Origin of the sequence: Pseudomonas sp. PA-7-1E (assembly GCF_021605325.1) — a bacterium.
Lineage (GTDB): Bacteria > Pseudomonadota > Gammaproteobacteria > Pseudomonadales > Pseudomonadaceae > Aquipseudomonas > Aquipseudomonas fluorescens_BV.
In genome coordinates, this window is record NZ_WKFA01000075.1 from 1 (window position 1) to 24674 (window position 24674).

General features: G+C 59.6%; 23 protein-coding genes. 14 read left to right on the forward strand and 9 right to left on the reverse strand.

Annotated elements, in window-relative coordinates:
- Window positions 1-484: 484 nt before the first annotated feature.
- The 5 genes from GIW79_RS26970 to dksA form a co-directional block, all read right to left on the reverse strand.
- Window positions 485-1921, reverse strand: a complete 1437-nt coding sequence (locus tag GIW79_RS26970) for a sigma-54-dependent transcriptional regulator (protein WP_236455281.1) — start codon at window positions 1919-1921, stop codon at window positions 485-487.
- Between the two features lie 22 nt (window positions 1922-1943).
- Entirely contained in the window at window positions 1944-4898 is a 2955-nt protein-coding gene (locus GIW79_RS26975) for a sensor histidine kinase (protein WP_236455280.1), read from the reverse strand.
- Window positions 4882-5058, reverse strand: coding sequence for a hypothetical protein (locus tag GIW79_RS26980; RefSeq protein ID WP_003176118.1), 177 nt, complete (start codon window positions 5056-5058; stop codon window positions 4882-4884). Before GIW79_RS26980 ends, GIW79_RS26975 begins: the two co-directional genes overlap by 17 nt.
- 62 nt (window positions 5059-5120) lie before the next feature.
- Window positions 5121-6008: a tRNA glutamyl-Q(34) synthetase GluQRS gene (gene gluQRS, locus GIW79_RS26985; RefSeq protein ID WP_034127016.1), complete on the reverse strand. Its 888-nt coding sequence runs from the start codon at window positions 6006-6008 to the stop codon at window positions 5121-5123.
- 83 nt (window positions 6009-6091) lie between these two features.
- Entirely contained in the window at window positions 6092-6535 is a 444-nt protein-coding gene (gene dksA, locus GIW79_RS26990; protein ID WP_003194150.1) for an RNA polymerase-binding protein DksA, read from the reverse strand.
- Window positions 6536-6855: 320 nt separating this feature from the next.
- Between dksA and GIW79_RS26995 the strand changes: the two genes are divergently transcribed.
- Both GIW79_RS26995 and sfsA read left to right on the forward strand, forming a co-directional pair.
- Complete coding sequence (locus GIW79_RS26995; RefSeq protein ID WP_054898029.1) at window positions 6856-8028, forward strand: pyridoxal phosphate-dependent aminotransferase; 1173 nt, start codon at window positions 6856-6858, stop codon at window positions 8026-8028.
- Entirely contained in the window at window positions 8028-8741 is a 714-nt protein-coding gene (gene sfsA / locus GIW79_RS27000) for a DNA/RNA nuclease SfsA (protein WP_236455279.1), read from the forward strand. Before GIW79_RS26995 ends, sfsA begins: the two co-directional genes overlap by 1 nt.
- On the opposite strand, the gene GIW79_RS27005 is transcribed toward sfsA, so the two are convergent.
- Complete coding sequence (locus GIW79_RS27005) at window positions 8738-9055, reverse strand: Rieske (2Fe-2S) protein (RefSeq protein ID WP_034127019.1); 318 nt, start codon at window positions 9053-9055, stop codon at window positions 8738-8740. The two genes, sfsA and GIW79_RS27005, sit on opposite strands and share 4 nt — an antisense overlap.
- Window positions 9056-9211: 156 nt before the next feature.
- Here GIW79_RS27005 and GIW79_RS27010 point away from each other — a divergent pair, with 156 nt between their 5' ends.
- From GIW79_RS27010 to GIW79_RS27020, 3 genes are read left to right on the forward strand one after another with little or no spacing between them, the layout of a single operon-like run.
- Window positions 9212-10090, forward strand: a complete 879-nt coding sequence (locus tag GIW79_RS27010) for a heme/hemin ABC transporter substrate-binding protein (protein ID WP_236455276.1) — start codon at window positions 9212-9214, stop codon at window positions 10088-10090.
- Window positions 10087-11124 (forward strand): FecCD family ABC transporter permease, encoded by a 1038-nt coding sequence (locus GIW79_RS27015; protein WP_057975459.1) that lies wholly within the window; start codon window positions 10087-10089, stop codon window positions 11122-11124. Before GIW79_RS27010 ends, GIW79_RS27015 begins: the two co-directional genes overlap by 4 nt.
- Entirely contained in the window at window positions 11124-11891 is a 768-nt protein-coding gene (locus GIW79_RS27020; protein WP_200583797.1) for a heme ABC transporter ATP-binding protein, read from the forward strand. The genes GIW79_RS27015 and GIW79_RS27020 overlap by 1 nt, the downstream gene beginning before the upstream one ends.
- Window positions 11892-12134: 243 nt before the next feature.
- On the opposite strand, the gene GIW79_RS27025 is transcribed toward GIW79_RS27020, so the two are convergent.
- The 3 genes from GIW79_RS27025 to GIW79_RS27035 form a co-directional block, all read right to left on the reverse strand.
- Window positions 12135-12407, reverse strand: coding sequence for a TfoX/Sxy family protein (locus tag GIW79_RS27025; protein ID WP_057975457.1), 273 nt, complete (start codon window positions 12405-12407; stop codon window positions 12135-12137).
- 203 nt (window positions 12408-12610) lie between these two features.
- A complete protein-coding gene (locus GIW79_RS27030; protein WP_034127023.1) occupies window positions 12611-12955 on the reverse strand; it encodes a pentapeptide repeat-containing protein in 345 nt (114 codons plus the stop codon).
- A gap of 92 nt (window positions 12956-13047) precedes the next feature.
- Entirely contained in the window at window positions 13048-14604 is a 1557-nt protein-coding gene (locus GIW79_RS27035; protein ID WP_236455274.1) for a bifunctional aminoglycoside phosphotransferase/ATP-binding protein, read from the reverse strand.
- Window positions 14605-14722: 118 nt separating this feature from the next.
- On the opposite strand from GIW79_RS27035, the gene mrcB reads away from it, so the two are divergent.
- The 9 genes from mrcB (at window position 14723) to msrQ (ending at window position 24540) form a co-directional block, all read left to right on the forward strand.
- Window positions 14723-17047, forward strand: coding sequence for a penicillin-binding protein 1B (gene mrcB / locus GIW79_RS27040; RefSeq protein WP_034127025.1), 2325 nt, complete (start codon window positions 14723-14725; stop codon window positions 17045-17047).
- Window positions 17048-17063: 16 nt separating this feature from the next.
- A complete protein-coding gene (locus tag GIW79_RS27045; protein WP_034127026.1) occupies window positions 17064-17798 on the forward strand; it encodes a tetratricopeptide repeat protein in 735 nt (244 codons plus the stop codon).
- Complete coding sequence (locus tag GIW79_RS27050) at window positions 17798-18127, forward strand: YqcC family protein (RefSeq protein ID WP_057975454.1); 330 nt, start codon at window positions 17798-17800, stop codon at window positions 18125-18127. The genes GIW79_RS27045 and GIW79_RS27050 overlap by 1 nt, the downstream gene beginning before the upstream one ends.
- Before the next feature lie 432 nt (window positions 18128-18559).
- On the forward strand, window positions 18560-20284 hold the full coding sequence (locus tag GIW79_RS27055; RefSeq protein ID WP_014719928.1) for an acetolactate synthase 3 large subunit: 1725 nt from the start codon (window positions 18560-18562) through the stop codon (window positions 20282-20284).
- 2 nt (window positions 20285-20286) lie between these two features.
- The gene (gene ilvN, locus GIW79_RS27060; RefSeq protein ID WP_003176102.1) at window positions 20287-20778 is read left to right on the forward strand and encodes an acetolactate synthase small subunit; all 492 of its coding nucleotides are present in this window, start codon (window positions 20287-20289) and stop codon (window positions 20776-20778) included.
- Window positions 20779-20824: 46 nt separating this feature from the next.
- Window positions 20825-21841: a ketol-acid reductoisomerase gene (ilvC, locus tag GIW79_RS27065; RefSeq protein ID WP_054917939.1), complete on the forward strand. Its 1017-nt coding sequence runs from the start codon at window positions 20825-20827 to the stop codon at window positions 21839-21841.
- Between the two features lie 144 nt (window positions 21842-21985).
- Window positions 21986-22843: a CDP-diacylglycerol--serine O-phosphatidyltransferase gene (gene pssA / locus GIW79_RS27070; protein WP_014719927.1), complete on the forward strand. Its 858-nt coding sequence runs from the start codon at window positions 21986-21988 to the stop codon at window positions 22841-22843.
- Window positions 22844-22906: 63 nt separating this feature from the next.
- Window positions 22907-23920 carry a protein-methionine-sulfoxide reductase catalytic subunit MsrP gene (gene msrP / locus GIW79_RS27075; RefSeq protein ID WP_054917937.1) on the forward strand — a complete coding sequence of 338 codons (1014 nt, stop codon included), beginning with the start codon at window positions 22907-22909 and terminating at the stop codon, window positions 23918-23920.
- Complete coding sequence (msrQ, locus tag GIW79_RS27080) at window positions 23920-24540, forward strand: protein-methionine-sulfoxide reductase heme-binding subunit MsrQ (protein ID WP_034127029.1); 621 nt, start codon at window positions 23920-23922, stop codon at window positions 24538-24540. Before msrP ends, msrQ begins: the two co-directional genes overlap by 1 nt.
- Window positions 24541-24674: the final 134 nt, after the last annotated feature.

Here is a 24674-nt window from a genome sequence, read left to right on the forward strand (position 1 = left end):
CGAGGTGCTTGCAGCGGCAAAAAAGGCTGAAATAGACGGCAGGTTTGACCGGGATTTGAGCGGCTACCGTTTTTTGAAAGTGTCGATGGCGAAGTAGCCGGAAAACAGGGGCTACTTCAGACCATCCTTAGGGCAGTTTTTGTTGTTCTCGGCCTGGTTGCGGGGCAAGCCCCAAATGCAACGCCTCTCCAAAAGAATCAGTTAGCTGCGCCTCCGCCGTGTTGTTTTTGTTATGCGTGAGTCGATTCGTCTTATTTTTATTGTCTTGTACAAAGCTTGTTATTGTTTTTGTACTAAGCATATAGCAGGGTGCGTGCCAACTTTTGCGCCGTCCAGCAAAACCGGGGGTTTGGACTGGTTTCGCCAGATTGAGGGCCAAAAAAAAGCCGGGGCTTCGTTACCGTAAGCCCCGGCTTTTGTTACGTGAAAATTCAGCGGTAACAGTTTTTTCACATCAGCAGGTGTTACCTGTGGGGCTGCACCCTCAGCTTTCGCTGGCCACCCCGGTCTTGCGCCGCGGAATGCCCAGGCGCTGACGCCGTTCCCACAGGCATTTGCGACTCACGCCCAGCTTGCGTGCCAGCTCTGTCTCGGTCATATGGTCCTGATGCTCGAGCACGAAGTGCTGGAAGTAGTCTTCCAGTGACAAATCTTCCGTCGGTTCATGGCTGGTATTGCTACCGCTGCCCTGCTGCGAGGACAGACCAATGAAGTCGTCGTCATCCAGGTCGCTGAGCTCAATGTCGATGCCCAGCAACTCGGCGGAAATCTCCGGGCTCTCCGACAGAATCACGGCGCGCTCGACGGCGTTCTCCAGCTCGCGCACGTTCCCTGGCCACGAGTAGTGACGGATCGCCTGTTCGGCGTCCGCGGCAAACTTCAGGTCGGTGCGGTCAATGCGTGCGCCTTGACGCAACAGGAACGCGTTGGCGATTTCGTTGACGTCGGCGCCACGCTCGCGCAGGGCCGGCAATTTGAGCGCGATGACATGCAGGCGGTAATACAAGTCCTCACGGAACTGGCCGATCTTGGCCAGGCTCTTCAGGTCTCGGTGTGTCGCCGCGATCAATCGAACATCGACCTTCTGCGATTGCACCGAACCCACGCGACGAATTTCGCCTTCCTGCAGCACGCGCAGCAAACGCGCTTGGGCTTCCAGGGGCAGCTCGCCAATTTCATCAAGGAACAAGGTGCCGCCGTCCGCGGCCTCCACCAGGCCCGCACGCCCGGCGCTGGCGCCGGTGAATGCACCTTTCTCGTGGCCGAACAGCTCGGATTCGATCAGGGATTCGGGGATCGCCGCGCAGTTCACCGAGATCATCGGCGCCTTGGCGCGCTTGGACAGGTTGTGCAGGGCGCGGGCCACCAGTTCTTTGCCGGTGCCCGATTCGCCCTGGATCAATACATTGGAGTCGGTCGGCGCCACCTTGCGGATCTTGCTGTACAAGTCCTGCATCGGAGGGCAGGAGCCGATGATGCCGATCTCGCCATTGCTGTTGTTGGCACCTGTTTTTTCGGCGCCGCTGGTCTTGCCGGTGGGGCGTGGCTCGGCAGGCGCACTGCTGGCCGACACACGATCACGCAGGATGCGGGCCACGGCCTGGAGCATCTCGTCGTGATCGAAAGGCTTGGCGATGTAGTCCACCGCGCCCATCTTCATCGAGTCCACCGCCGAGCGCAGGCTGGCGTAGCTGGTCATGATCAGCACCGGGGTGCCCTGGCCCAGCTTGATCAGCTCGGTGCCCGGGGCGCCTGGCAGGCGCAGGTCACTGACAATCAGGTCGAACGTGGGAATGCTGAATCGCTCTTGGGCTTCCTGCACCGAGCCGGCTTCGCTGACCTGGTACTGATTACGTTCAAGCAGGCGACGCAAGGCAGAGCGGATAATGGTTTCGTCTTCGACGATCAAAATGTGCGGCATTGATTCAATTCTCTCGACGGTCTCAGTTCACAGCGGACGTCGCTTCGACATGACGCGGCAAGGTCACCCGGATACGGGTGCCGCGTTGGCTTTGTGTGTCAGCCGGGCTGTCGATGGTGATTTGTCCATAATGCTCTTCAACGATGGAATAGACCAGTGCAAGGCCCAGACCGGTACCTTCACCGGGGTCCTTGGTGGTGAAGAAGGGTTCGAACAATCGGTCCATGATGTTCTGTGGAATGCCGCTGCCTTCGTCTTCCACGATCAGGTCGACCGTGTGCTCGAAAGCCTCGCTCTTGACGCGTACAGCACTGCCGGCCGGCGACGCGTCGCGGGCGTTGGACAGCAGGTTGATCAGCACCTGGGCCAGGCGTTGTGAGTCGCCATCGACCCAATGGTCCGGGTCGCACAGGTTAAAGAACTGTACTTCGAAATTGCGCCGGTTCAAGGCCAACAGCCCAATGGCATCCTGGGCCACTTCGGCCAGGCACACCGCTTCGTCCTGATTCTGATGGGCGCCGGAGTGGGCAAAGCTCATCAACGACTGGACGATGCGTGAAACCCGCTTGGTCTGTTCAAGGATTTGCCCGCTGATTTCGGTGATTTCCCCGTCTTCTTCACGCTCTTCCCGCAGGTTTTGCGCCAGGCAGGCGATACCGGTGATCGGGTTACCGATTTCATGAGCCACGCCGGCGGCCAGGCGCCCAATGCTGGCCAGGCGTTCGGAGTGCACCAGCTTGTCTTCGAGCATCTGTGTATCGGTCAAATCTTCTACCAGCAGCACCAGGCCGCTGTTACCCGGCGCCAGGGGCTCGTCGATGGCCGCTTTGTGCAAGTTGAGCCAGCGGGTCTGGCCGTCGAGGGCCAAGTGCTGTTTGTGCAAGTGCTCGTCTGGCAGGTTGATGAAACCCTGCAGCAGCTCTTTCCAGGGATCGCCCAGGGTATTGAGGCGCGAACCCACCACCCGCTGGGCGGCGATGCCGGTGAGTTCTTCCATGGCCTTGTTCCACATCAGGATTTCCTGGTCCTTGGCCAGGGAACACACGCCCATCGGCAGTTCCTGCAGAGTCTGGCGGTGGTAACGGCGCAGGGCATCGAGTTCGGCCGCCAGGCCCGTGAGGCGCGAGTGGTAATCCTCAAGCCGGCTTTCGATGAAGTGGATGTCTTCGGTGACGTAGTTTTCGCCACCGGCCTTGTAGGGCAAGAAGGTTTCCACCATGTCCTGGGACACGCTCGGCCCCATCAACCCGGACAGGTTGGCTTCGATACGGTCACGCAGGCGGCGCAGGGCATAGGGGCGGCGCTCGTCAAATGGCAGGTAGAGGTCGCGCAGCGCCTGTTCAACTTCCTTTTGTGCGGCCTTGGCACCCAGGGGCTTGGCCAGTTGTGTGGCGAACTCCTGGGGCGAGGCCGCATGCAGTTCGCGGCGTTGCGGGCGGCGCACGTTATCCACCGCGCAGGCTTCGGCGGCGCTGGTTTCTTCGGCGCTGGCGTTGGTGAACAGCGAGATCAGGGTAAACATCAGTACGTTGGCGGCCAGCGAGGCGATGGCAGCCATGTGCCAACTGGTGTCGTCCAGCACGTTAATCATGTTCAGTAACGGGATATAGAAGCCCTGCAAGTTGCCGACCAGCGGTAGCAGCATGGTCACGGTCCACACCAGGATCCCGGCCAGCAGCCCGGCAATAAAGCCACGGCGATTGGCGGTCGGCCAGTACAGCACCGACAACACGCCCGGCAGGAACTGCAAGGTGGCGACAAACGCGACGATGCCGAGGTTGGCCAGGTCTTGCCCGGCGCCCAGCAGCAGATAAAACGCGTAGCCGGCCATGATGATCGCGACGATCAGCGCGCGTCGGGTCCATTTCAACCAACGGTAGATATTACCCTCGGCTGGCGGCTGGTACAGCGGCAGTACCAAGTGGTTGAGCGCCATGCCTGAGAGTGCCAGCGTGGTGACGATGATCAACCCGCTGGCGGCCGACAACCCCCCGACATAGGCCAGCAGCGCCAGAGCCGGGCTGTTGGCGGCAATACCGATGCCCAGGGTGAAATACTCAGGGTTGGTGGTGGCCCCCAGTTTCAGGCCGGCCCACAGGATCAGCGGCACCGCCAGGCTCATCAGCAACAGGAACAGCGGCAAGCCCCAGCTGGCGCTGACCAGCGAGCGCGGGTTGAGGTTCTCGGTGAAGGTCATGTGGTACATGTGCGGCATCACGATCGCCGAGGCGAAGAACACCAGCAGCAGCGTTCGCCATGGGCCTTCCTGCAATGGCGTATGCAAGGCGGCGAGGGCGGTCTGGTTTTGCAGCAGCCACAGCTCCAGCTGTTGCGGCCCGTCGAACACACCGTAAAGCGCGTAAAGGCCGACGCCGCCGATGGCGATCAGCTTGATGACCGACTCAAAGGCAATCGCAAACACCAGGCCCTGGTGTTTCTCACGGGTGGCGATATGGCGCGAACCAAAGAAGATGGTGAACAAGGTGATCAGCGCGCAGAACGCCAGGGCAACCCGATGTTGCACGGGCTCGCGAGTCAGGATGCTGATGGAGTCGGCCACCGCCTGGATCTGCAGGGCCAGCAACGGCAGCACGCCGATCAACATGAAGATGGTGGTCAGCGCGCCGGCCCAGGTGCTGCGAAAGCGAAAGGCAAACAGGTCTGCCAGGGAGGACAGTTGGTAAGTCCGGGTGATTTTCAGGATCGGATACAGCAGCACCGGCGCCAGCAGGAACGCGCCGGACACCCCCAGGTAACTGGAGAGAAAGCCGTAGCCGTACTGATAGGCCAGCCCAACCGTGCCGTAGAACGCCCAGGCACTGGCGTAGACGCCCAGGGACAAGGTGTAGGTCAGCGGATGGCGAATGATCGCCCGCGGAATCATTCCGCGCTCACTGATCCAGGCCACGCCGAATAACGCAGCCAGGTAGGCGGCGCTGATCAGCAGCATCTGGGTGAGACTAAAGCTCATCGGCATCTTTTTGGCTCTGCAGGATGAAGGTCACGACGATCAGGATCAGCCATAGCAGATAAGGGCGATACCAGGCGCCCGTGGCGTCGATCCACCAATCCATGATGGCGGGGGAGAACAGGTAGATCCCGACGACCAGCAGCAGGACCAAACGATAGATGTACATGTTGGCCTCTGATTAAAAATCTGCCGCGATGTTAACGGATGATGGGCAACCTGCAAGCGCCTTCAACTCAATTGCGCTTCGGCCAGGGTCAGTGTGCGTGGGATGCGGGTGGCGTCCCAGTGTGCAATGCCCCAATCCAGCAGTTCTCGTGGGCTGGCGTACTGCAACTGCGCGTCGGGCTGTTGGCCAAGGGCACGCAGCGCTCTGAGCAGCAAAGGCGTGGCCTGGTCGGCTGTCAACGGTGGAGAGCGGTAGGACTTGCCCAGCTTGTTGCCGTCTGGCTGCACGATCAGCGGCACGTGCAAGTAACGGGGTTGGCGCAGGCCGAGCAGTTCTTGCAAGTAAAGCTGGCGCGGCGTGGAGTCGAGCAGGTCGGCGCCGCGTACGATATCGGTTACACCTTGCCAGGCGTCGTCGAGCACCACCGCCAGTTGGTAGGCGTAGAGGCCATCGCGCCGACGAATGATGAAGTCGCCGGCATCGCGCCCCAGATGTTGCCGGAACTCGCCCTGGACGCGGTCGACAAAGTGATATTCCAACTCGGGCACGCGCAGGCGGATCGCGGCATCCTGCTGTTCGTGGCCGGCATTGCGGCACAAGCCTGGGTAAATCCCGTTGTAGGGCTCCAATTGCTTGCGCGAGCAGGTGCAGGCGTAGGCCAGGCCGTGGTTGAACAGGTCGTTGAGCACTTTAGCGTAGGCATCATGCCGCTCGCTCTGGCGAACCAGTTCGCCATCCCATTCAAAGCCATAGCTTTCCAGCGCATGCAGGATCGCCGCCTGAGCGCCGGGCTCTTCACGGGGAGGGTCAAGGTCTTCCATGCGCATCAACCAACGGCCGTGGTGGGCGCGTGCATCGAGGTAGGAGGCGAGGGCGGCAACCAGGGAACCGAAGTGCAAATGGCCGCTGGGTGTGGGGGCGAAACGCCCAATATAGGTAGAGGCTGTCATGGCCCGGATACTACTGCATAACCGGTAAACGCCAGAAACAAAAATGGAGCGTTCGCACGCTCCATTCGTTCAGCTCGGCAAAGTTACTTGCCGACCTGTTTTTCCTTGATTTCAGCCAAGGTCTTGCAGTCTACGCACAGGTCCGCGGTTGGACGGGCTTCCAGTCGGCGAATACCGATTTCGACGCCGCAGGATTCACACCAGCCGTATTCTTCGTCTTTGATCAGCTGCAGGGTCTTGTCGATCTTCTTGATCAACTTGCGCTCGCGATCGCGGGCGCGCAGTTCGAGGGCGAACTCTTCTTCCTGGCTGGCGCGATCGGCCGGGTCAGGGAAGTTGGCCGCTTCATCCTTCATATGGTCAACCGTACGGTCGACTTCCTGCATCAAGTCCTGTTTCCACTTGTTGAGGATCTTGGTGAAGTGCTCGCGCATGGGCTCGCCCATGTACTCCTCGCCCTTTTTTTCGACATAGGGTTCGAAGCCGCCGAGGCCTTGAGTCTGCTGTTGCTTTGCTTGGGTGGACATGAATAGACCGCCTCTCACTCTTCTAATCCATTGCGCAGGATTGCAACGTCACCGACACCTGCCGGCCCTGCGGCTGCAAGCGGGCGAACTTACCAGATAGATTCAGGGTGCGCTACTCCCGGTTGTCGAGGCCCAAGGCAAAGGGGTTGCAAACTGCAGCAGCCCGCCATGACTGGGTATGTATCGCCTCGAATGTTGATTTTAGCTGTTTTACGAGCGCGCGCAGGGTGCACTTGCAGCCCCAATCAGGCAATAGAGCATGTTTTACCGTGAGGGTTCGGTAGAATCCAGATTTTGTCCTCACCGTCTAAGGAAGGCTAATGGCTCAGCCCTACAGTGCGCGTAGTCGCGCCATCGAACCTTTTCATGTCATGGCGTTACTGGCGCGTGCCAATGAGCTGCAGGCCGCCGGTCACGACGTGATCCACCTGGAAATCGGCGAGCCTGACTTCACCACCGCCGAACCGATCATCCAGGCCGGCCAAGCCGCGTTGGCAAACGGTAAGACGCGCTACACCGCCGCCCGTGGCTTGCCGGAGTTGCGCGAAGCCATCAGTGGTTTCTACCAGCAACGCTACGGTTTGAGCATCGACCCGCAGCGCATCCTGGTCACCCCCGGTGGCTCCGGCGCGTTATTGCTGGCCAGCAGCTTGCTGGTGGATCCGGGTAAGCACTGGCTGCTGGCGGACCCAGGCTACCCCTGCAACCGACACTTCCTGCGCCTTGTGGAAGGCGCGGCGCAGTTGGTGCCGGTCGGACCAGACGTACGCTACCAGTTGACCGCCGATCTGGTGGCCAGGCATTGGGACCAGGACAGTGTCGGCGCACTGGTGGCGTCGCCCGCCAACCCCACCGGCACGATCCTCACCCGGGACGAGTTGGCTGGGCTGTCGGGCGCCATCAAGGCGCGCAACGGTCACCTGGTGGTCGACGAGATTTATCACGGACTCACCTACGGCACCGACGCCGCCAGCGTGCTGGAAGTCGATGATGACGCCTTTGTCCTGAATAGTTTTTCGAAGTATTTCGGCATGACCGGCTGGCGCCTCGGTTGGCTGGTGGCGCCCCCTGAAGCGGTGGGTGAGTTGGAGAAGTTGGCGCAGAACCTCTACATCAGTGCGCCAAGCATGGCCCAACATGCCGCCTTGGCTTGTTTCACCCCGCAAACTCTGGAGATTCTGGAGCAGCGCCGTGCCGAATTTGGTCGCCGCCGAGACTTCCTGCTGCCGGCTCTGCGTGAGCTGGGGTTCGGTATCGCCGTGGAGCCCGAGGGAGCCTTTTATCTGTATGCCGATATCAGCGCGTTCGGCGGCGATGCCTTCGCGTTTTGCCGTCATTTCCTCGAAACCGAGCATGTGGCCTTTACGCCCGGGTTGGATTTCGGTCGCTACCAGGCGGGGCACCATGTGCGTTTTGCCTACACGCAAAACCTCGATCGGCTGCAAGAAGCGGTGGAGCGGATTGCCCGTGGTTTGCGGAGTTGGCAAGGCTGATGCGTTTTAATCCTCCTCTTGAAGAAGGGCGGCTGATCCGCCGCTACAAGCGTTTTCTCACCGATATCGAAACCGTTACCGGCGAGTTACTCACCATTCACTGCCCTAACACCGGTTCGATGCTCAACTGCATGGTCGAAGGTGGCCAGGTCTGGTTCAGCCGTTCTACGGATCCCAAGCGCAAGCTGCCTGGCACGTGGGAAATTGCCGAAACGCCCCAGGGCCGGCTGGCGTGCGTCAACACCGCGCGTGCCAACCAGTTGGTGGAAGAAGCCTTGCTGGCCGGTGTGATCACTGAGCTCAACGGCTTTACTGCGTTGAAGCGTGAGGTGCCTTATGGCCAGGAGAAAAGCCGCATCGACTTTCGCCTGGATTACCCTCAGGGCGCTGCGTTTGTCGAGGTCAAAAGCGTCACCCTGGGCTTTGATGGCAGCTCAGTGGCGGCTTTCCCCGATGCGGTGACGCAGCGCGGTGCCAAGCACTTGCGTGAGCTGGCCCACCTGGCGCGCGACGGTATACGGGCGGTGCAGCTGTATTGCGTGAACCTGTCGGGGATCGACACGGTGCGCCCGGCTGTGGAAATCGACGCTGGTTATGCGACCGCGCTACGTGAGGCCAAGGCCGCAGGTGTGGAGGTGCTGGCCTACGGCGTACGGGTCACGCCTCAGGAGATTTACGTCGAGCGTCGGCTGAAAGTGCTGCTGGGCGATTAGAGATCGACCCACAATCCTTGTTCGTCTTCACGGCCGGGCAGGGCAGTGAGGTGTTGGCCTGCGCAGGGCCCGGCGATGCACTCGCCGCTTTCAATCAGAAACAATGCGCCATGGGTGGCGCATTGGATCAGGCTGGCGCTGTCGTCGAGGAAGCGATCAGGTTGCCATTCCAGCGGGATACCACGATGGGGGCAGCGGTTGAGATAGAAGTACGCAATGCCGTCCCGACGCACCGCCAACAGCCTGTGTCCATCGATATCAAAACCGCGGCTGCTGTTGGGGGCGAGGTCGCCTGAGGTGCAGAGAAACTTCATTTCAATCCTTAAGTGCCTTGACGTTCAAATGCAAACAATTATCAAATGCCCGCTTCGCCCGTCAGCTGACTGGGTGCTCAATACGATGCCTGGCAGGAGTTATCTGTCACATCAATGAGTGCTTGAGTGGCCCTGCCCTAGGAAGGAAACCCTGTTATGCGCCTGAGTACCAGCGCTATTGCGCTTGTTGCCTCACTGCTGGTCAACCCTGGGGCGCACGCCTCTGAACTGCCGCAACGCTGGGTGAGTGCCGGTGGGGCGCTGTCGGAGTGGGTGGTGGCCATGGGCGGTGAAGCGAAGTTGGTCGGGGTGGATACCACCACTCAGCATCCCGCCTCGCTCAAGGCCTTGCCGAGCATTGGTTACCAGCGGCAGTTGTCGGCCGAAGGCATTCTCAGCCTGCGCCCGCAAATCCTTGTGGGCACGGAGGAAATGGGGCCACCGCCGGTGCTGGCGCAGATTCGCAGTGCAGGGGTGCAGGTGGAGATGTTCTCGGCCCAGCCGGATTTGCCCACGCTCAAAGGCAACCTTGCACACTTGGGGAAACTGCTCGGCAGTGAGGCCCAGGCTAATGCCTTGTTTGCCGGGTATGAGCATGCGTTGGTACAGCAAAAAAATTGGGTGGCCAAGGCCCAGGCCACGCAAAAGGCTCCAGGCGTGCTATTGCTGCTCGGCCATGCCGGTGGCAAGCCGCTGATCGCGGGCAAGGACACCGCCGCTGATTGGATGTTGCAGCAGGCTGGGGGGCGTAATCTCGCCACGCATGTGGGATACAAGCCGTTTTCCGTCGAATCGCTGGCAGGGTTGAGCCCTGAGGTGCTGGTATTTGCTGATCGCGCCCTGACCGGTGACGCGGCGCGCGCAGCCTTGTTCAAAGAAAACCCGATCCTTGCCTCTACGCCGGCAGCCAAGAGTGGCCGCGTGTTTGAGTTGGATCCGACCTTGCTGGTAGGCGGCCTTGGGCCCCGATTGCCGCAAAGCCTGGAGAAACTGTCTGCCGGTTTTTATCCGTCCCAGCCTAAGCCTGCTCCATGACCACTCTGGTTAAGCCAAAAACGCTGTTTATCGGGCTATCGCTGCTGTGTGTATTGGCGATCTGGCTCTCATTGGCACTGGGGCCGGTCAGCCTGCCGTTAGTGGACACCCTCAGGGCTGCGTTAAGGCTGATGGGCGTACCGATTGAGGCCCAGGGGTTGGAGCAGGCCGAGTTGATCCTGGGGCAGATTCGCCTGCCGCGGACCCTGTTGGGGCTGGCGGTCGGCGGTGTGCTGGCGTTGTCGGGCGTGGCGATGCAGGGGTTGTTCCGCAACCCGCTGGCCGACCCTGGCTTAGTCGGCGTGTCCAGCGGGGCGGCGCTGGGAGCGGCGGTGGCGATTGTCGGTGGCTCGCTCTTTGGCGGGCTGCCGGATGCTTTCGGGCCGTATCTGTTGTCGCTGTGCGCATTTCTCGGTGGCCTGGGCGTCACGGCACTGGTCTATCGCCTGGGGCGTCGCAATGGCCAGACCAATGTCGCGACGATGTTGCTTGCCGGTATCGCGCTGACGGCCCTGGCCAGTTCGACCGTGGGCCTGTTTACCTATCTGGCGGACGATGCCACCTTGCGCACCCTGACGTTCTGGAACCTGGGTAGCCTCAATGGCGCAAGTTATTCGCGGTTGTGGCCCTTGCTGCTGGTGAGTGCAGGGGTGGCGCTGTGGTTACCGCGCCGGGCCAAGGCGCTGAACGCGTTGTTGCTGGGTGAGTCCGAGGCCAACCATCTGGGTATTGATGTCGAGGGGCTCAAGCGCGAGTTGGTGTTCTGCACGGCCCTGGGCGTTGGCGCCGCAGTAGCAGCGGCGGGCATGATTGGTTTTGTCGGGTTGGTGGTGCCACATCTGGTGCGGCTGCTGGCGGGCCCGGACCATCGGGTATTGTTGCCGGCTTCAGTGCTGGCGGGTGCGAGCCTGCTGTTGTTTGCTGATTTGGTGGCGCGTCTGGCGTTGGCGCCGGCGGAGCTGCCGATCGGTATTGTCACTGCGTTTATCGGTGCGCCGTTTTTCCTCTATTTATTATTACGAGGGCGCGCCTGATGTTGCGGGTAGAAGCGTTGCAGATCCGGCGCGGTGGTAAGACCGTGCTGGCCGATGTCACCTTGGACCTATTGCCGGGCGAAGTGCTGGGCGTGCTGGGCCCCAATGGCGCCGGTAAAAGTACCTTGCTTGGGGCGCTGTGCGGGGAGCTGCAGCCGGATCAGGGCAAGGTGTGGCTGGATCAGCAGGCGCTCAAGCACATGACAGGTGTGCAACGTGCTCAGCGCCTGGCGGTGCTGCCACAATCCTCCACCCTGGACTTTGCCTTTCGTGTCGAAGAGGTGGTGGGCATGGGCCGCTTGCCTCATCAGACCGGGCGAGTGCGCGACGACGAAATCATCAACGCGGCGCTGCAGGCTGCTGATGTAGGCCACCTGAGTGGCCGCAGTTACCTGGCCTTGTCGGGCGGCGAGCGGCAGCGTGTGCACCTGGCACGGGTATTGGCGCAGTTATGGCCGGGTGAGGCAGGGCAGACGTTGCTGCTGGATGAGCCCACATCGATGCTCGACCCTCTGCACCAACACACCACCTTGCAAGCTATCCGGCATTTTGCCGACAGAGGCGCTGCGGTGCTGGTCATCCTGCATGACTTGAACCTGGCGGCGCGTTACTGCGACCGGATCCTGTTGCTGGAAAACGGCCGCCCCCACGCGCTGGATACGCCCTCTAACGTCCTGCAACCAGAGCCGCTCAAGGCTGTATTCGGTCTGGATGTATTGGTACAGCCGCATCCGGAGCGTGGGCATCCGTTGATCATTGCGCGCTGAGGCCGGTTAATTCGCGGGCAAAAAAAGACCCGGCAAGAGCCGGGTCAAATAACCGTGATTAGCCTGATGAGGAGATAATCTGAGAGTCCGAACCAATGGTCTTTCAGTTATCGGCTGATCTCGCGACCAGTTGTGATAATCATAACGATTCTCATTTGAGAGTCAACATTTGTTTTTCTGCTTCATCCATTTTTCTCAAACGCTCGTTTGTAATGCCCGTAAACACTGGGTTTGAGTGCCACTCTAGTTCTTCTGATGCACTGAGAGCGCTTCCAACTGACGGTTCAAGGCCTCCTTGCGCTCGGTAGGTATGTCGTTCCAGTGCACATCCATCAATGCCCCTTCAATGGCATACAGCAGAACCTTCGAAGCTCGAAACCCGCGCGTGCGCACGGCTCGGTACGCGTCGACCGCCCCCAGGCGACGCAAGTCGGACGCGCTGTGGATGCCCACCGCATGCAGCCACTGCGCTGACGTCTTGCCAAGGTTTTTCAGGTGTTGCAGCTCATCGTTCATCAAGCCTCCTTGCGTTGGCGAATGGTGCGGTGGGTGTCGTGACCAGGCAGCCTGAAAATGAGTGTAGCGTTCAGTAGGAAAAGCGTGGTTCTTTGGTCAGAAAGGCCTGAAAAGATTATAAGGATGGCGCGACGGCGCTTACTCGCAGGCAGGCGCAAAGTGCCCGGCAGGCAGGGGATGTGGCAGGAACTCGGTGTGTGGGGTTACTTGGTGCGGTAGCGTAGGCGAGTACCGAAATTGACCGACATGAGTATTTCGTCAGCCGTGAGTTCGGGCGGGAAATAAGCCCCCGATATCTGCGCATGGGCCAGGCTGGCGCCTTCCAGTGAGCAGCCACGCAAGTCCAGGCCGCGCAGGTCGGCAGAGCGAAAATAGGCGTCGGTGAAGTCAATACCGGTGGCGTTCAGGTCGCGCAGGTCCAGCCCTCGAAAGTCGCCACCGCGCATGTCGATGGGGCCATTTTCAGGGCGCTCCTGGTTGAAGCCGCGGATGTCGTCCTTGTGCAGGAAGGCGTAGAGCGGGGTATCAAGAAGCTTTGGCTGACTCATGATCGCGACTCTGGTTGGCGTTATAGAGCCATTATAGTGCCACTATCGCTGGGTCGCGCGCCGAAGACGACGACGCGACCAAGAAATATTTCTTACAGGCCCGGCAGGTGTTGACGGATATGCCCGACCAACGCGTCGAGCGTCCCGCTTTCATTGGTCTCCACACGCTTGCTGAGCAGCAGCTCCTCGGCCGTCAGCGGGTCACGACTGGCTTGTTGTTCTTCGATAACGGCCAGTGTGGCGTCAGACGGATCGTTTTTATCCGCCTGGCGTTGTGCCAGCCAACTGGTGATAACGGCTTGCGGGGCGTTGCAGTCGAGGATCAGGAACGGCGCCCCAGTGGCTTCGGCAACCTGAGCGGCGGCCTCACGCTGTGCGCGTTTCAGGAAAGTGGCATCCAGCACCACCGGGTAGCCGGCGCGCAGCACGGTGTCGGCAATCTCGTTCAGGCGTGCGTAGGTGGCAGCGCTGGCGTCCTGATTGTAGATACCGGCCTGCAGGGTGTTCTCTACCTGTTGTTCGCCAAACAGGCGCTTGCGCTCTACATCCGAACGCAGGCGTACCGCGCCCAGGGCTTCGACCAGGCGCATGGCCACGTGGCTCTTGCCCACGGCTGAAACGCCATGGGTGATTGCCAGGAAGCGCGAAGGGATAGTGCTGTAGCTTTCCGCCAGGTTGGCGTAGTTGCGGTACTGGCGCAGGGTGGTAGCGCGTTGCACCGGGTTGGCTTCGCTGGGCATGCTGAACAGCGCAACCTTGGCGCGTACCAATGCACGGTAGGCTTTATAGAAGTTCAGAAGCTCCAGGCCCTGGTAGTCGCCGGTCAGCTCCAAATACTGGCTTATGAAGCGCCGTGCCAGGCATTTCAGGCCACGATCTTCCAGGTCCATCGCCAAAAAAGCGGTGTCGGCGTACACGTCGGTAAAGCGGAAAGGCTCGTTGAACTCGATGCAGTCGAAGATCACCACGCGGCCATCGATCAGCGTGGCGTTGCCCAGGTGAATGTCGCCGTGGCATTCGCGGGTATAGCCATCGAGCTTGCGCTGCGCAAGCAAAGGCTTGAGGCGTTCGAAGCTGCTTTCAGCCCAGGCTTGCAGAGCCTCCAGCTGAGTCAGGTCGGCCTTGTCGCTGAGGAACGGGCGGATCTGGTCAAAGTTCTGGCGTACCGGAGCCATCACCTCTTCCGGCGTGCCGGCGGGGTGATCTTGCGGGACTTTGGGGGCGCTGAGGTGGAATTGCGCAATCTGCTTGGCCATCTCATCGATGTGCGCGCTGGTCAGTTCGCCGTTGGCTTGCAGGGTGCTGAGCATCTGGCTTTGCGGGAACTGGCGCATTTTCAGCGCGTACTCGATGGCCGGGCCATCGCCACCCAGTTGCGGCGCCTCGGCAGTGCCGGTAATCGGCAACACTTCAAGATACAAATCTTCGGTCAGGCGCTGGTTGAGGCGCAGTTCCTCGTGGCAGAAATGCCCGCGGTCGTCCAGATTGGTGAAGTCCAGGAAGCCGAAGTTCATCGGTTTCTTCAGCTTATATGCATAGGGGCCCGTCAGTATCACCCAGGAAATATGGGTCTCGATGACTTGAAACGCGTCAACCGGATGAGAGTACAAGGCCGGGTTTTGCAGGGCAGCGATCAGGGTCTGGCTCACGGGCGATCCTTCAAAGTCGGGGGAAAATCATGGGGGGCATTATGGCTGCTGATGCCAGTCGTGCAAACCGCTGTCCGGCTCATGTTGATCATCAATAAAGTGCGTATAATCCGCCGCCATGACTCGAACCCGATCTCCCCGTTCCCGTAAAAAACCTCCTTCCCGCGGCCCGCGCCCTTGGCTGGGCTGGGTGATCAAGCTTGGCCTTGTGGGCCTTGTGGCGGTCGCCGGCCTTGCGGTGTACCTCGATGCCGTGGTGCAGGAAAAATTCTCCGGCAAGCGCTGGACGATTCCGGCCAAGGTGTATGCACGCCCGCTGGAGCTGTTCTCTGGTCAGAAGCTGAGCAAGGAAGACTTCCTTACCGAGCTCGATGCGCTGGGCTACCGCCGCGAACCCGTGAGCAATGGCCCTGGCGCTGCGGCGGTCAGCGGTAATACCGTCGACCTGAACACCCGTGGCTTCCAGTTCTACGAAGGCCTGGAAAAAGCCCAGCCGGTGCGCGTGCGTTTCTCTGGCGACTATGTGGCTGAGCTGTCGTCGCTCAATGGCTCCAAGCTGCCGGTGGTGCGTCTTGAACCGTTGCTGATCGGCGGTATTTACCCGAAAAATCTTGAAGATCGCATCCTGATCAAGCTCGATCAGGTACCGCCGTATCTGCTCGAAACCCTAGTCGCTGTCGAAGACCGCGATTTCTATAGCCACTGGGGTGTGTCGCCGAAGTCGATCGCCCGTGCTATCTGGGTCAACACGTCCGGCGGCAAGATGACCCAGGGCGGCAGTACGCTGACCCAGCAACTGGTCAAGAACTTCTACCTGACCAACGAACGCAGCCTGACCCGTAAACTCACCGAAGCCATGATGGCGATGTTGCTGGAGCTGCATTACAGCAAGCAGGAAATCCTCGAGGCTTACCTCAACGAGGTATTCGTCGGTCAGGATGGCCAGCGCGCCGTGCACGGTTTCGGCCTGGCCAGCCAGTTCTTCTTCGGGCAGCCGTTGTCCGAGTTGAAATTGCATCAGGTTGCGTTGCTGGTGGGGATGGTCAAGGGGCCGTCCTATTACAACCCGCGCCGCAACCCGGAGCGTGCGCTTGAACGTCGCAACCTGGTGCTCGATGTATTGGAGCAGCAGGGTGTCGCCACCGCTGAGCAAGTGGCCGCTGCCAAGAAAATGCCACTGGGTGTGACAACCCGCGGCAAGCTGGCGGATAGCTCATTCCCGGGCTTTATCGACCTGGTCAAGCGCCAACTGCGCGAAGACTACCGCGACGAAGACTTGACCGAAGAGGGGCTGCGGATTTTCACCAGCTTCGACCCTATCCTGCAGATGAAGGCCGAAGCGTCGGTCAACGACACCTTCAAGCGCCTGACTGGCCGTAAAGGCTCGGATGAAGTCGAAGCCGCCATGGTCGTGACCAACCCGGAAACCGGGGAGGTCCAGGCCATGATCGGCAGCCGCCAGGCCAGTTTCGCCGGTTTCAACCGCGCACTGGATGCCGTGCGGCCAATTGGCTCGCTGGTCAAGCCTGCGGTTTATCTCACTGCACTGGAAAAACCCAGCAAGTACACGCTGACCAGTTGGCTGTCCGATGACCCGCTGTCGATCAAAGGCGCGGATGGCCAGGTATGGACGCCCAAGAACTTCGACCGTCGTTCCCATGGCACGGTGTTCCTGTATCAAGGATTGGCGCATTCCTACAACATCTCGACCTCGCGTCTGGGGCTTGAAGTGGGTGTGCCGAACGTGCTGAAGACTCTGGCGCGACTGGGAGTCGAACGTGAATTCCCGGCGTTCCCGTCCATGCTCCTGGGCGCTGCGGCCATGACGCCGATGGAAGTGACCACCATGTACCAGACCCTGGCCAATGGTGGCTTCAATACGCCGATGCGCGGTATTCGCAGTGTGCTGACCGCCGATGGCGAACCGCTCAAGCGTTACCCGTTCCAGATTCAGCAGCGCTTCGACGCGGGCTCCATCTACCTGATCCAGAACGCCATGCAGCGCGTGATGCGCGAGGGTACCGGGCGTTCGGTCTACAGCGTGCTGCCGTCGAACCTGACCCTGGCGGGCAAGACCGGTACCAGCAACGACTCCCGCGACAGCTGGTTCGCAGGGTTCGGCCAGGATGTACTGGCCGTGGTATGGCTGGGGCGCGACGACAATGGCAAGACGCCGTTCACCGGTGCCACCGGCGCGCTGCAGGTATGGACCAGTTTCATGCGCAAGGCTGACCCGTTGCCGCTCAACATGCCGCAGCCGGACAATATTGTGCAGGCCTGGATTGATCCGCACACCGGCCAAGGCTCCGATGCCAACTGTCCGGGCGCGGTGCAGATGCCGTATATTCGCGGCAGCGAACCACCACCCGGTGCCGCGTGCGGTGGCAGTACACCTGCTGACGCGGAATCGGTGATGGATTGGGTCAAGGGCTGGATGAATTAAGCAAAGAGGGTTTCAAGTGAACAAGTTGTGGATTCCAGCAATTACGGCTCTGGTTTTGCTCGGCGGTTGCTCCAGCGTGCAGCGCGGCTCTATCCCTGTGGTGGACTCAAGCACGTCCGTTTCCAATAACGACCGCATTTCGGCCAATGGCGGCTTCCGTCAGACCGTGGTCAAACGGCCTGCCCAAGCTGCAACCCAGGCAATTCCCCAGGATTCCGGCGTCGTAGTGATGGTGCCCGGCAGTGGGGCTGCAACCTCGGCGCCTATCAGTGCCGAGCCATGGACCCCAGGCCCAAGCACTTCCGGGCCGGTGAACTCCACGCCGATTCAAACCGCGCCGGTCAATCAGGGCACCTACAACATGCCTTCGACGCCGAGCGGTATTCCGTCATCGTCCAGTGCGGGCGGGTTGTCGGCGGACGAACAACTTGATGGCCCGGTGCTGGCGTTGCTCACCACCGCTCAGCAGCAGCAGGCGGGTGGCGATTTGAATGGCGCCTCGTCGAGCCTTGAACGTGCCCAGCGCGTGGCGCCGCGTGAGCCACAAGTGCTCTATCGCCTGGCCCAGGTGCGCATGGCTCAGGGCGATGCGCCCCAGGCGGAGCAATTCGCTCGCCGTGGCCTGAGCCTGGCCAATGGGCGCCCAGACCTGCAAGCCAGCCTGTGGGCCTTGATCGGGGATGCGCGTGCCGCCCAGGGCGATGCAGCGGGTGCCGCCCAGGCGCGGCAAAAAGCCAAGGTCAGCCTCTGATGGATGCGCGTTTTCCCGCGATTGCCGAGCAGTTATTGTTGATCGAGCGCGAACTGCGCGTTCAGGGCTGGTGGGATGAAGTATCCCCCAGTGTTGAAGCCCTCAGCAGTGTCGAACCTTTTTCTGTCGATACTCTGGACTTCCACCAGTGGCTGCAGTGGATCTTCCTCGCGCGTATGAAGCAGATCCTGGAACAGGACCTGCCCTTGCCGAATGCGTCGGGGATCCTGGAAATGGCCGAGATGGTCTACGCCGACCGGCCGCGGGAGAGCCTCGGCTTGCGTAACGCGCTGAAAAAGTTCGATCAATTGATCGCCGACGCTCGTTAATTGCCTGACTGCCGGTTTTTCCGGCAGTCTTGCGCACATTTCTACCGCTTGACGACATTCAGGCGAGTTTTATCCCTCCTCAAAGCCCTTTCTTCTGCGTTCTCATGCGCTTAGTTGGAAAAAAGCGCAATTATTGCTTGACTTGAAGGGCGTGAAACAGAAGAATCCAAAGTCCGCTGTATCGGGACTGCCAGAAGCAGGCCCGCTCAGCAGATCATGAGGCGCACATCCGCGCCGACCTGTAACACCCGCAACGCGTTACCTCGCGCTGGGTGGGAAAAGCCCGCAACACTTGGGACGATCCCAATACTTGCTCAGTCAGTGCTGACGTAGTCGGCGACCACCGTCGCTCATGCTCTGTTGAGAAGTAAACCTATTAAGACCCGTCGGTTTTTTAACGGACGGTATTCTGGCGTTTTAGAGGTGAACAACGTGGAGCTTTTATCTGGCGGTGAGATGCTCGTCCGCTTTTTGCGTGACGAAGGCGTCGACTATATCTACGGGTACCCAGGTGGTGCTCTGCTGCATGTCTACGACGCACTGTTCAAGGAACCGGCTGTTACCCACATCCTGGTTCGCCACGAACAGGCCGCGACCCATATGGCTGACGGTTACGCCCGTGCCACCGGTAAAGCCGGCGTGGTACTGGTAACCTCCGGCCCAGGCGCAACCAATGCCATCACCGGCATCGCGACTGCGTATATGGACTCCATCCCGATGGTGATCATCTCTGGCCAGGTGCCTAGCACCATGGTCGGCACCGACGCTTTCCAGGAAACCGACATGATCGGTATTTCCCGCCCGATCGTGAAACACAGCTTCATGATCAAGCACGCGTCGGAAATCCCGGAAGTCATGAAAAAGGCGTTTTACCTCGCACAGTCCGGTCGCCCGGGCCCTGTGGTGGTCGATATCCCGAAAGACATGACCAACCCGGCCGAAAAATTCGAATACGTTTTTCCCAAGAAAGCCAAGCTGCGTTCCTACAGTCCGGCCGTCCGTGGGCACTCGGGGCAGATCCGCAAGGCGGCAGAAATGCTCCTGGCGGCCAAGCGCCCCGTGTTGTACTCCGGCGGTGGCGTGATTCTGGGCGGCGGTTCCGCGCCACTCACCGAACTGGCCAAGCTGCTCAACCTGCCGGTGACCAACACCCTGATGGGCCTCGGCGCATTCCCGGGTTCGGACCGTCAGTTTGTCGGCATGCTCGGCATGCACGGCAGCTACACCGCCAACCTCACCATGCACCACGCCGATGTGATCCTCGCCGTGGGCGCGCGGTTCGATGACCGAGTGATCAACGGCGCGAGCAAATTCTGCCCGAATGCCAAGATCATCCACATCGACATCGACCCGGCGTCCATCTCCAAGACCATCAAGGCCGATGTGCCAATCGTGGGGCCTGTAGAAAGTGTACTGACCGAAATGGTCGCTGCACTCAAGGACATCGGCGAAACGCCGAACAAGGAGTCCGTTGCCAGCTGGTGGAAGCAGATCGACGAATGGCGCGGTGATCGTGGCCTGTTCCCTTATGACAAGGGCGACGGCAGCATCATCAAGCCACAAACCGTGATCGAAACCCTGTGCGAAGTGACCAAGGGCGACGCCTTTGTGACCTCCGACGTGGGCCAGCACCAGATGTTCGCGGCGCAGTACTACAAGTTCGACAAGCCTAACCGCTGGATCAACTCCGGTGGCCTCGGCACGATGGGCTTTGGTTTCCCTGCGGCCATGGGGGTGAAACTGAGCTTCCCGGATGCCGACGTTGCCTGCGTCACCGGCGAAGGCAGCATCCAGATGAACATCCAGGAGCTGTCGACGTGCCTGCAATACGGTCTTCCCGTGAAGATCGTCTGCTTGAACAACGGCGTGCTCGGCATGGTTCGTCAATGGCAGGACATGAGCTACGGTAGCCGTCACTCCCATTCCTACATGGAATCGTTGCCGGATTTCATCAAGTTGGTTGAAGCCTATGGCCACGTCGGCATTCGCATCACTGATTTGAAAGATCTGAAGCCGAAGATGGAAGAAGCGTTCGCCATGAAGGACCGCCTGGTGTTCATCGATATTCAGGTGGATACCAGCGAGCACGTCTACCCGATGCAGATCAAAGACGGCTCTATGCGCGACATGTGGCTGAACAAGACGGAGCGTACTTAATCATGCGGCATATTATCTCCCTGCTTCTGGAGAACGAACCCGGCGCTCTGTCTCGTGTTGTCGGCCTGTTTTCGCAACGCAACTACAACATCGAAAGCCTGACCGTGGCCCCGACCGAAGACCCGACCCTGTCGCGCCTGACGTTGACCACCGTAGGCCACGATGAGGTGATCGAGCAGATCACCAAGAACCTCAACAAGCTGATCGAAGTGGTCAAGCTGGTCGACCTGTCGGAAAGCGCTCACATCGAGCGCGAACTGATGCTGGTCAAGGTCAAGGCCACTGGCGCCCAGCGTGCCGAGATCAAGCGCACTACCGATATTTATCGCGGGCAGATCGTCGATGTGAGCGCCAGCGTTTATACCGTTCAACTGACCGGTACCAGCGACAAACTGGACAGCTTCATCCAGTCGATCGGGACGGCCTCGATTCTGGAAACTGTACGCAGTGGTGTCACCGGGATTGCCCGTGGCGACAAAGTACTCAGCATCTAACCCAATTAGCGAATGGCCTTACGGCCTGGATATATAGAGGAACCTCATGAAAGTTTATTACGATAAAGATTGTGACCTGTCGATCATCCAGGGCAAGAAAGTCGCCATCATCGGCTACGGTTCCCAGGGTCACGCTCAAGCGTGCAACCTGAAAGATTCCGGCGTTGACGTGACCGTTGGCCTGCGTAAAGGCTCGGCCACTGTCGCCAAGGCTGAAGCCCATGGCCTGAAAGTGACCGACGTTGCTTCTGCTGTTGCGGCTGCCGACCTGGTCATGATCCTGACCCCGGACGAGTTCCAGTCCTCGCTGTACAAGAACGAAATCGAGCCGAACATCAAGAAGGGCGCTACCCTGGCCTTCTCCCACGGCTTCGCGATTCACTACAACCAGGTCGTGCCGCGCGCTGACCTCGACGTGATCATGATCGCGCCGAAAGCACCGGGCCACACCGTGCGTTCCGAGTTCATCAAAGGCGGCGGTATCCCTGACCTGATCGCGATCTACCAGGATGCGTCGGGCAATGCCAAGAACGTTGCACTGTCCTACGCTGCTGGCGTGGGTGGCGGTCGTACCGGCATCATCGAAACCACGTTCAAGGACGAGACCGAAACCGACCTGTTCGGCGAACAAGCCGTTCTGTGCGGCGGTACCGTTGAGCTGGTAAAAGCTGGTTTCGAAACCCTGGTTGAAGCTGGCTACGCGCCGGAAATGGCCTACTTCGAATGCCTGCACGAACTCAAGCTGATCGTTGACCTCATGTACGAAGGCGGTATCGCCAACATGAACTACTCGATCTCCAACAACGCCGAGTACGGCGAGTACGTGACCGGTCCGGAAGTGATCAACGCCGAGTCCCGTCAGGCCATGCGCAACGCCCTGAAACGTATTCAGGACGGCGAATACGCCAAAATGTTCATCAGCGAAGGCGCTACCGGCTACCCTTCGATGACCGCCAAGCGTCGTAATAACGCCGCTCACGGTATCGAAGTCATCGGCGAGCAACTGCGCTCCATGATGCCGTGGATCGGTGCCAACAAGATCGTCGACAAAGCCAAGAACTAAGTCGTACGCATCAAGGGAAAACGCGGCTTAGGCCGCGTTTTTTCGTTTGAGGGGTTGGTTCTGGTATAAAGCTGCATCGTTTGCAGGCGAACACTCGCTGCAAGTATCTGTCGAATTTTTTCACACCGTTGCAAGGTAAAGTCCATGAGCGAACGTCCCGAAGAGCCAAACCAGGCTTCCGACGCCGAAAGCATGCTGCCGATTGATGAACATGTCGAAGAAGGGCATGACGCCGAAGGCCGCAAGGTCCGGCATCGTGGCATCTATCTGCTGCCCAACCTGTTCACCACGGCGAATCTGTTCGCCGGCTTCTACTCCATCATCAACTCCATGAGTGCCCAGAGCGCGCTGGCGGCGGGTGATGCGGCGAGTGCCAGCAAATACTTTGGCTTTGCTGCTATCGCAATTTTCGTGGCCATGGTGCTCGACGGCCTGGATGGTCGCGTGGCGCGTATGACCAATACTCAAAGTGCTTTTGGCGCCGAGTACGACTCGTTGTCGGACATGGTTGCCTTTGGTGTTGCCCCCGCACTGCTGGCGTTTGCCTGGGCATTGGGTGACATGGGCAAGGTCGGCTGGATGGTTGCCTTCATCTATGTCGCGGGTGCCGCTTTGCGCCTGGCGCGCTTCAACACCCAGGTAGGGACTGCCGACAAGCGCTACTTCATCGGCCTTGCCAGCCCGGCAGCGGCGGGTGTTGTCGCGGGGATTGTATGGGCGTTCAGTGACTACGGGATTCAGGGATCGAAGATGTCGTTCCTGGTTGCCCTGATGGTGGCAGCGGCCGGCATGCTGATGGTCAGCAACATCAAGTACAACAGCTTCAAGGAATTTGACCTCAAGGGGCGCGTGCCTTTCGTGGCCATCCTTGTGGTGGTGCTGGTGTTCGCGGTCGTGTTCAGTGATCCACCGCGTATCCTGCTGCTGGCGTTCCTGGCCTATGCGGCTTCTGGCCCGATTCAGTACTTGTTGCGTCTGCGTCGGGACAAAACATTGTCTTAATGTAATTTCCCCCATACTCCGCAGTCTATTGGTGCATCAGTTCTCCAACGCTGCGGAGTTACCATGTTAATCAAATTACCCAAAGCGTCCGATTGTCACGAATCGGATGTCACGCCTGAATCTTTCTATCTCTCTCGCCGCAGCCTGCTCGGTGGTGCGCTTGCCGGTGTTGCCGCCAGCAGCTTGCCGCGTTGGGCCAGTGCCGGCGATGCTTCGCGGTATGCCGACGTCGAGCCGGGCAGTGCGCCCAACTGGTTTACGGAAAAACTTCCGAATGCGAAGTGGCAGTCGGTGACGGTCAAAGATGAGGCCATCACGCCATTCAAGGATGCAACTCACTACAACAACTTCTATGAGTTCGGGACAGGCAAGGGCGACCCGGCAACGAATGCGGGCTCGCTCAAGACGCAGCCCTGGAGTGTGGTGATTGATGGTGAAGTCGCAAAACCTGGGCGCTATGCCCTGGAGGACTTCATGAAACCCTATGCGCTGGAAGAGCGCATCTACCGCCTGCGTTGCGTCGAGGCATGGTCCATGGTGATTCCGTGGATAGGCTTTCCCATCTCGGCGTTGCTCAAGCAGGTCGAGCCAACCTCCAAAGCCAAGTACATCCGTTTTGAAACCCTTCAGGATCCCAAGAGCATGCCTGGGCAACGCTCAAGTTTCGGCTTGATCGATTGGCCTTATGTGGAAGGGCTGCGCCTGGATGAGGCGATGAATCCGTTGGCGATCCTCGCTGTGGGCATGTACGGGCGGGAGTTGCCTAACCAGAACGGTGCACCGTTGCGCTTGGTGGTGCCGTGGAAGTATGGCTTCAAGAGTGTGAAGTCCATCGTGCGTATCAGTCTGGTCAGTGAGCAGCCGAAAACGACCTGGCAGAGTATTGCATCTGATGAGTATGGGTTTTATGCGAATGTGAATCCTACGGTCGATCACCCGCGCTGGACCCAGGCGCGGGAGCGCCGTCTGCCGAGCGGCCTGTTTAGTCCGAATGTGCGCGAGACGCAGATGTTCAATGGCTATTCGGATGAGGTCGCTTCTTTATATACAGGCCTCGATCTGCGGAAGAACTACTGATGCGCTATCCCATCTGGCGCATCGGCGTGTTTGTAGCCGCAGCAGTGTGGCCATTGCTCTGGCTGTATGAAGCATGGAGTTCTGCGCTGGGGCCAGATCCAGGCAAGGTGCTCGTTGATCGCCTGGGTTTGGGGACGCTCATTTTATTGCTGATCACGCTTGCTATGACGCCGCTGCAGAAGTTGAGCGGTTGGGCGGGGTGGATAGCAGTGCGACGACAGTTGGGGCTGTGGTGCTTTGCTTATGTTGTGCTGCACCTGGCGGCCTATTGTGTGTTTGTCCTGGGGCTGGATTGGTCGCAGCTCGGCGTAGAGTTGAGCAAGCGGCCCTACATCATTGTGGGGGCGCTGGGGTTTGTTGCTCTCCTTATGTTGGCCGTTACGTCGAACCGCTATAGCCAGCGTCGGTTGGGTAGTCGCTGGAAGAAGCTGCATCGTCTGGTCTATGTGATTCTTGGGCTCGGTTTGCTGCACATGCTATGGATAGTGCGGGCGGATCTGAAGGAGTGGGCTATCTACGCTTCTATAGGTGCGCTACTTCTGTTGATGCGGGTGCCGCCGGTAATGCGTCGAATCCCTCGCCTTATTGCTAAAAAAGCGCCTTCTGCCACAAAAGCGTAATTAAGCCTTGACGGCAGATTCTGGAAGCCTATAATTCGCCCCACTTCCGGCGCAGTCGAAACGGAAAACTCCTTGTTAAACAATGAGTTATGCAGTTTTCGGCAGCAAGTTGCTTCAGTTCATCGAAGCCAAAA

Bases quoted from the DNA above. Each gene is read 5' to 3' on its own strand.
- GIW79_RS26970 (WP_236455281.1), bottom strand. From the start codon at position 1,921: ATGCCGCACATTTTGATCGTCGAAGACGAAACCATTATCCGCTCTGCC.
- GIW79_RS26975 (WP_236455280.1), bottom strand. From the start codon at position 4,898: ATGCCGATGAGCTTTAGTCTCACCCAGATGCTGCTGATCAGCGCCGCC.
- GIW79_RS26980 (WP_003176118.1), bottom strand. From the start codon at position 5,058: ATGTACATCTATCGTTTGGTCCTGCTGCTGGTCGTCGGGATCTACCTG.
- gluQRS (WP_034127016.1), bottom strand. From the start codon at position 6,008: ATGACAGCCTCTACCTATATTGGGCGTTTCGCCCCCACACCCAGCGGC.
- dksA (WP_003194150.1), bottom strand. From the start codon at position 6,535: ATGTCCACCCAAGCAAAGCAACAGCAGACTCAAGGCCTCGGCGGCTTC.
- GIW79_RS26995 (WP_054898029.1), top strand. From the start codon at position 6,856: ATGGCTCAGCCCTACAGTGCGCGTAGTCGCGCCATCGAACCTTTTCAT.
- sfsA (WP_236455279.1), top strand. From the start codon at position 8,028: ATGCGTTTTAATCCTCCTCTTGAAGAAGGGCGGCTGATCCGCCGCTAC.
- GIW79_RS27005 (WP_034127019.1), bottom strand. From the start codon at position 9,055: ATGAAGTTTCTCTGCACCTCAGGCGACCTCGCCCCCAACAGCAGCCGC.
- GIW79_RS27010 (WP_236455276.1), top strand. From the start codon at position 9,212: ATGCGCCTGAGTACCAGCGCTATTGCGCTTGTTGCCTCACTGCTGGTC.
- GIW79_RS27015 (WP_057975459.1), top strand. From the start codon at position 10,087: ATGACCACTCTGGTTAAGCCAAAAACGCTGTTTATCGGGCTATCGCTG.
- GIW79_RS27020 (WP_200583797.1), top strand. From the start codon at position 11,124: ATGTTGCGGGTAGAAGCGTTGCAGATCCGGCGCGGTGGTAAGACCGTG.
- GIW79_RS27025 (WP_057975457.1), bottom strand. From the start codon at position 12,407: ATGAACGATGAGCTGCAACACCTGAAAAACCTTGGCAAGACGTCAGCG.
- GIW79_RS27030 (WP_034127023.1), bottom strand. From the start codon at position 12,955: ATGAGTCAGCCAAAGCTTCTTGATACCCCGCTCTACGCCTTCCTGCAC.
- mrcB (WP_034127025.1), top strand. From the start codon at position 14,723: ATGACTCGAACCCGATCTCCCCGTTCCCGTAAAAAACCTCCTTCCCGC.
- GIW79_RS27050 (WP_057975454.1), top strand. From the start codon at position 17,798: ATGGATGCGCGTTTTCCCGCGATTGCCGAGCAGTTATTGTTGATCGAG.
- ilvN (WP_003176102.1), top strand. From the start codon at position 20,287: ATGCGGCATATTATCTCCCTGCTTCTGGAGAACGAACCCGGCGCTCTG.
- ilvC (WP_054917939.1), top strand. From the start codon at position 20,825: ATGAAAGTTTATTACGATAAAGATTGTGACCTGTCGATCATCCAGGGC.
- pssA (WP_014719927.1), top strand. From the start codon at position 21,986: ATGAGCGAACGTCCCGAAGAGCCAAACCAGGCTTCCGACGCCGAAAGC.
- msrP (WP_054917937.1), top strand. From the start codon at position 22,907: ATGTTAATCAAATTACCCAAAGCGTCCGATTGTCACGAATCGGATGTC.
- msrQ (WP_034127029.1), top strand. From the start codon at position 23,920: ATGCGCTATCCCATCTGGCGCATCGGCGTGTTTGTAGCCGCAGCAGTG.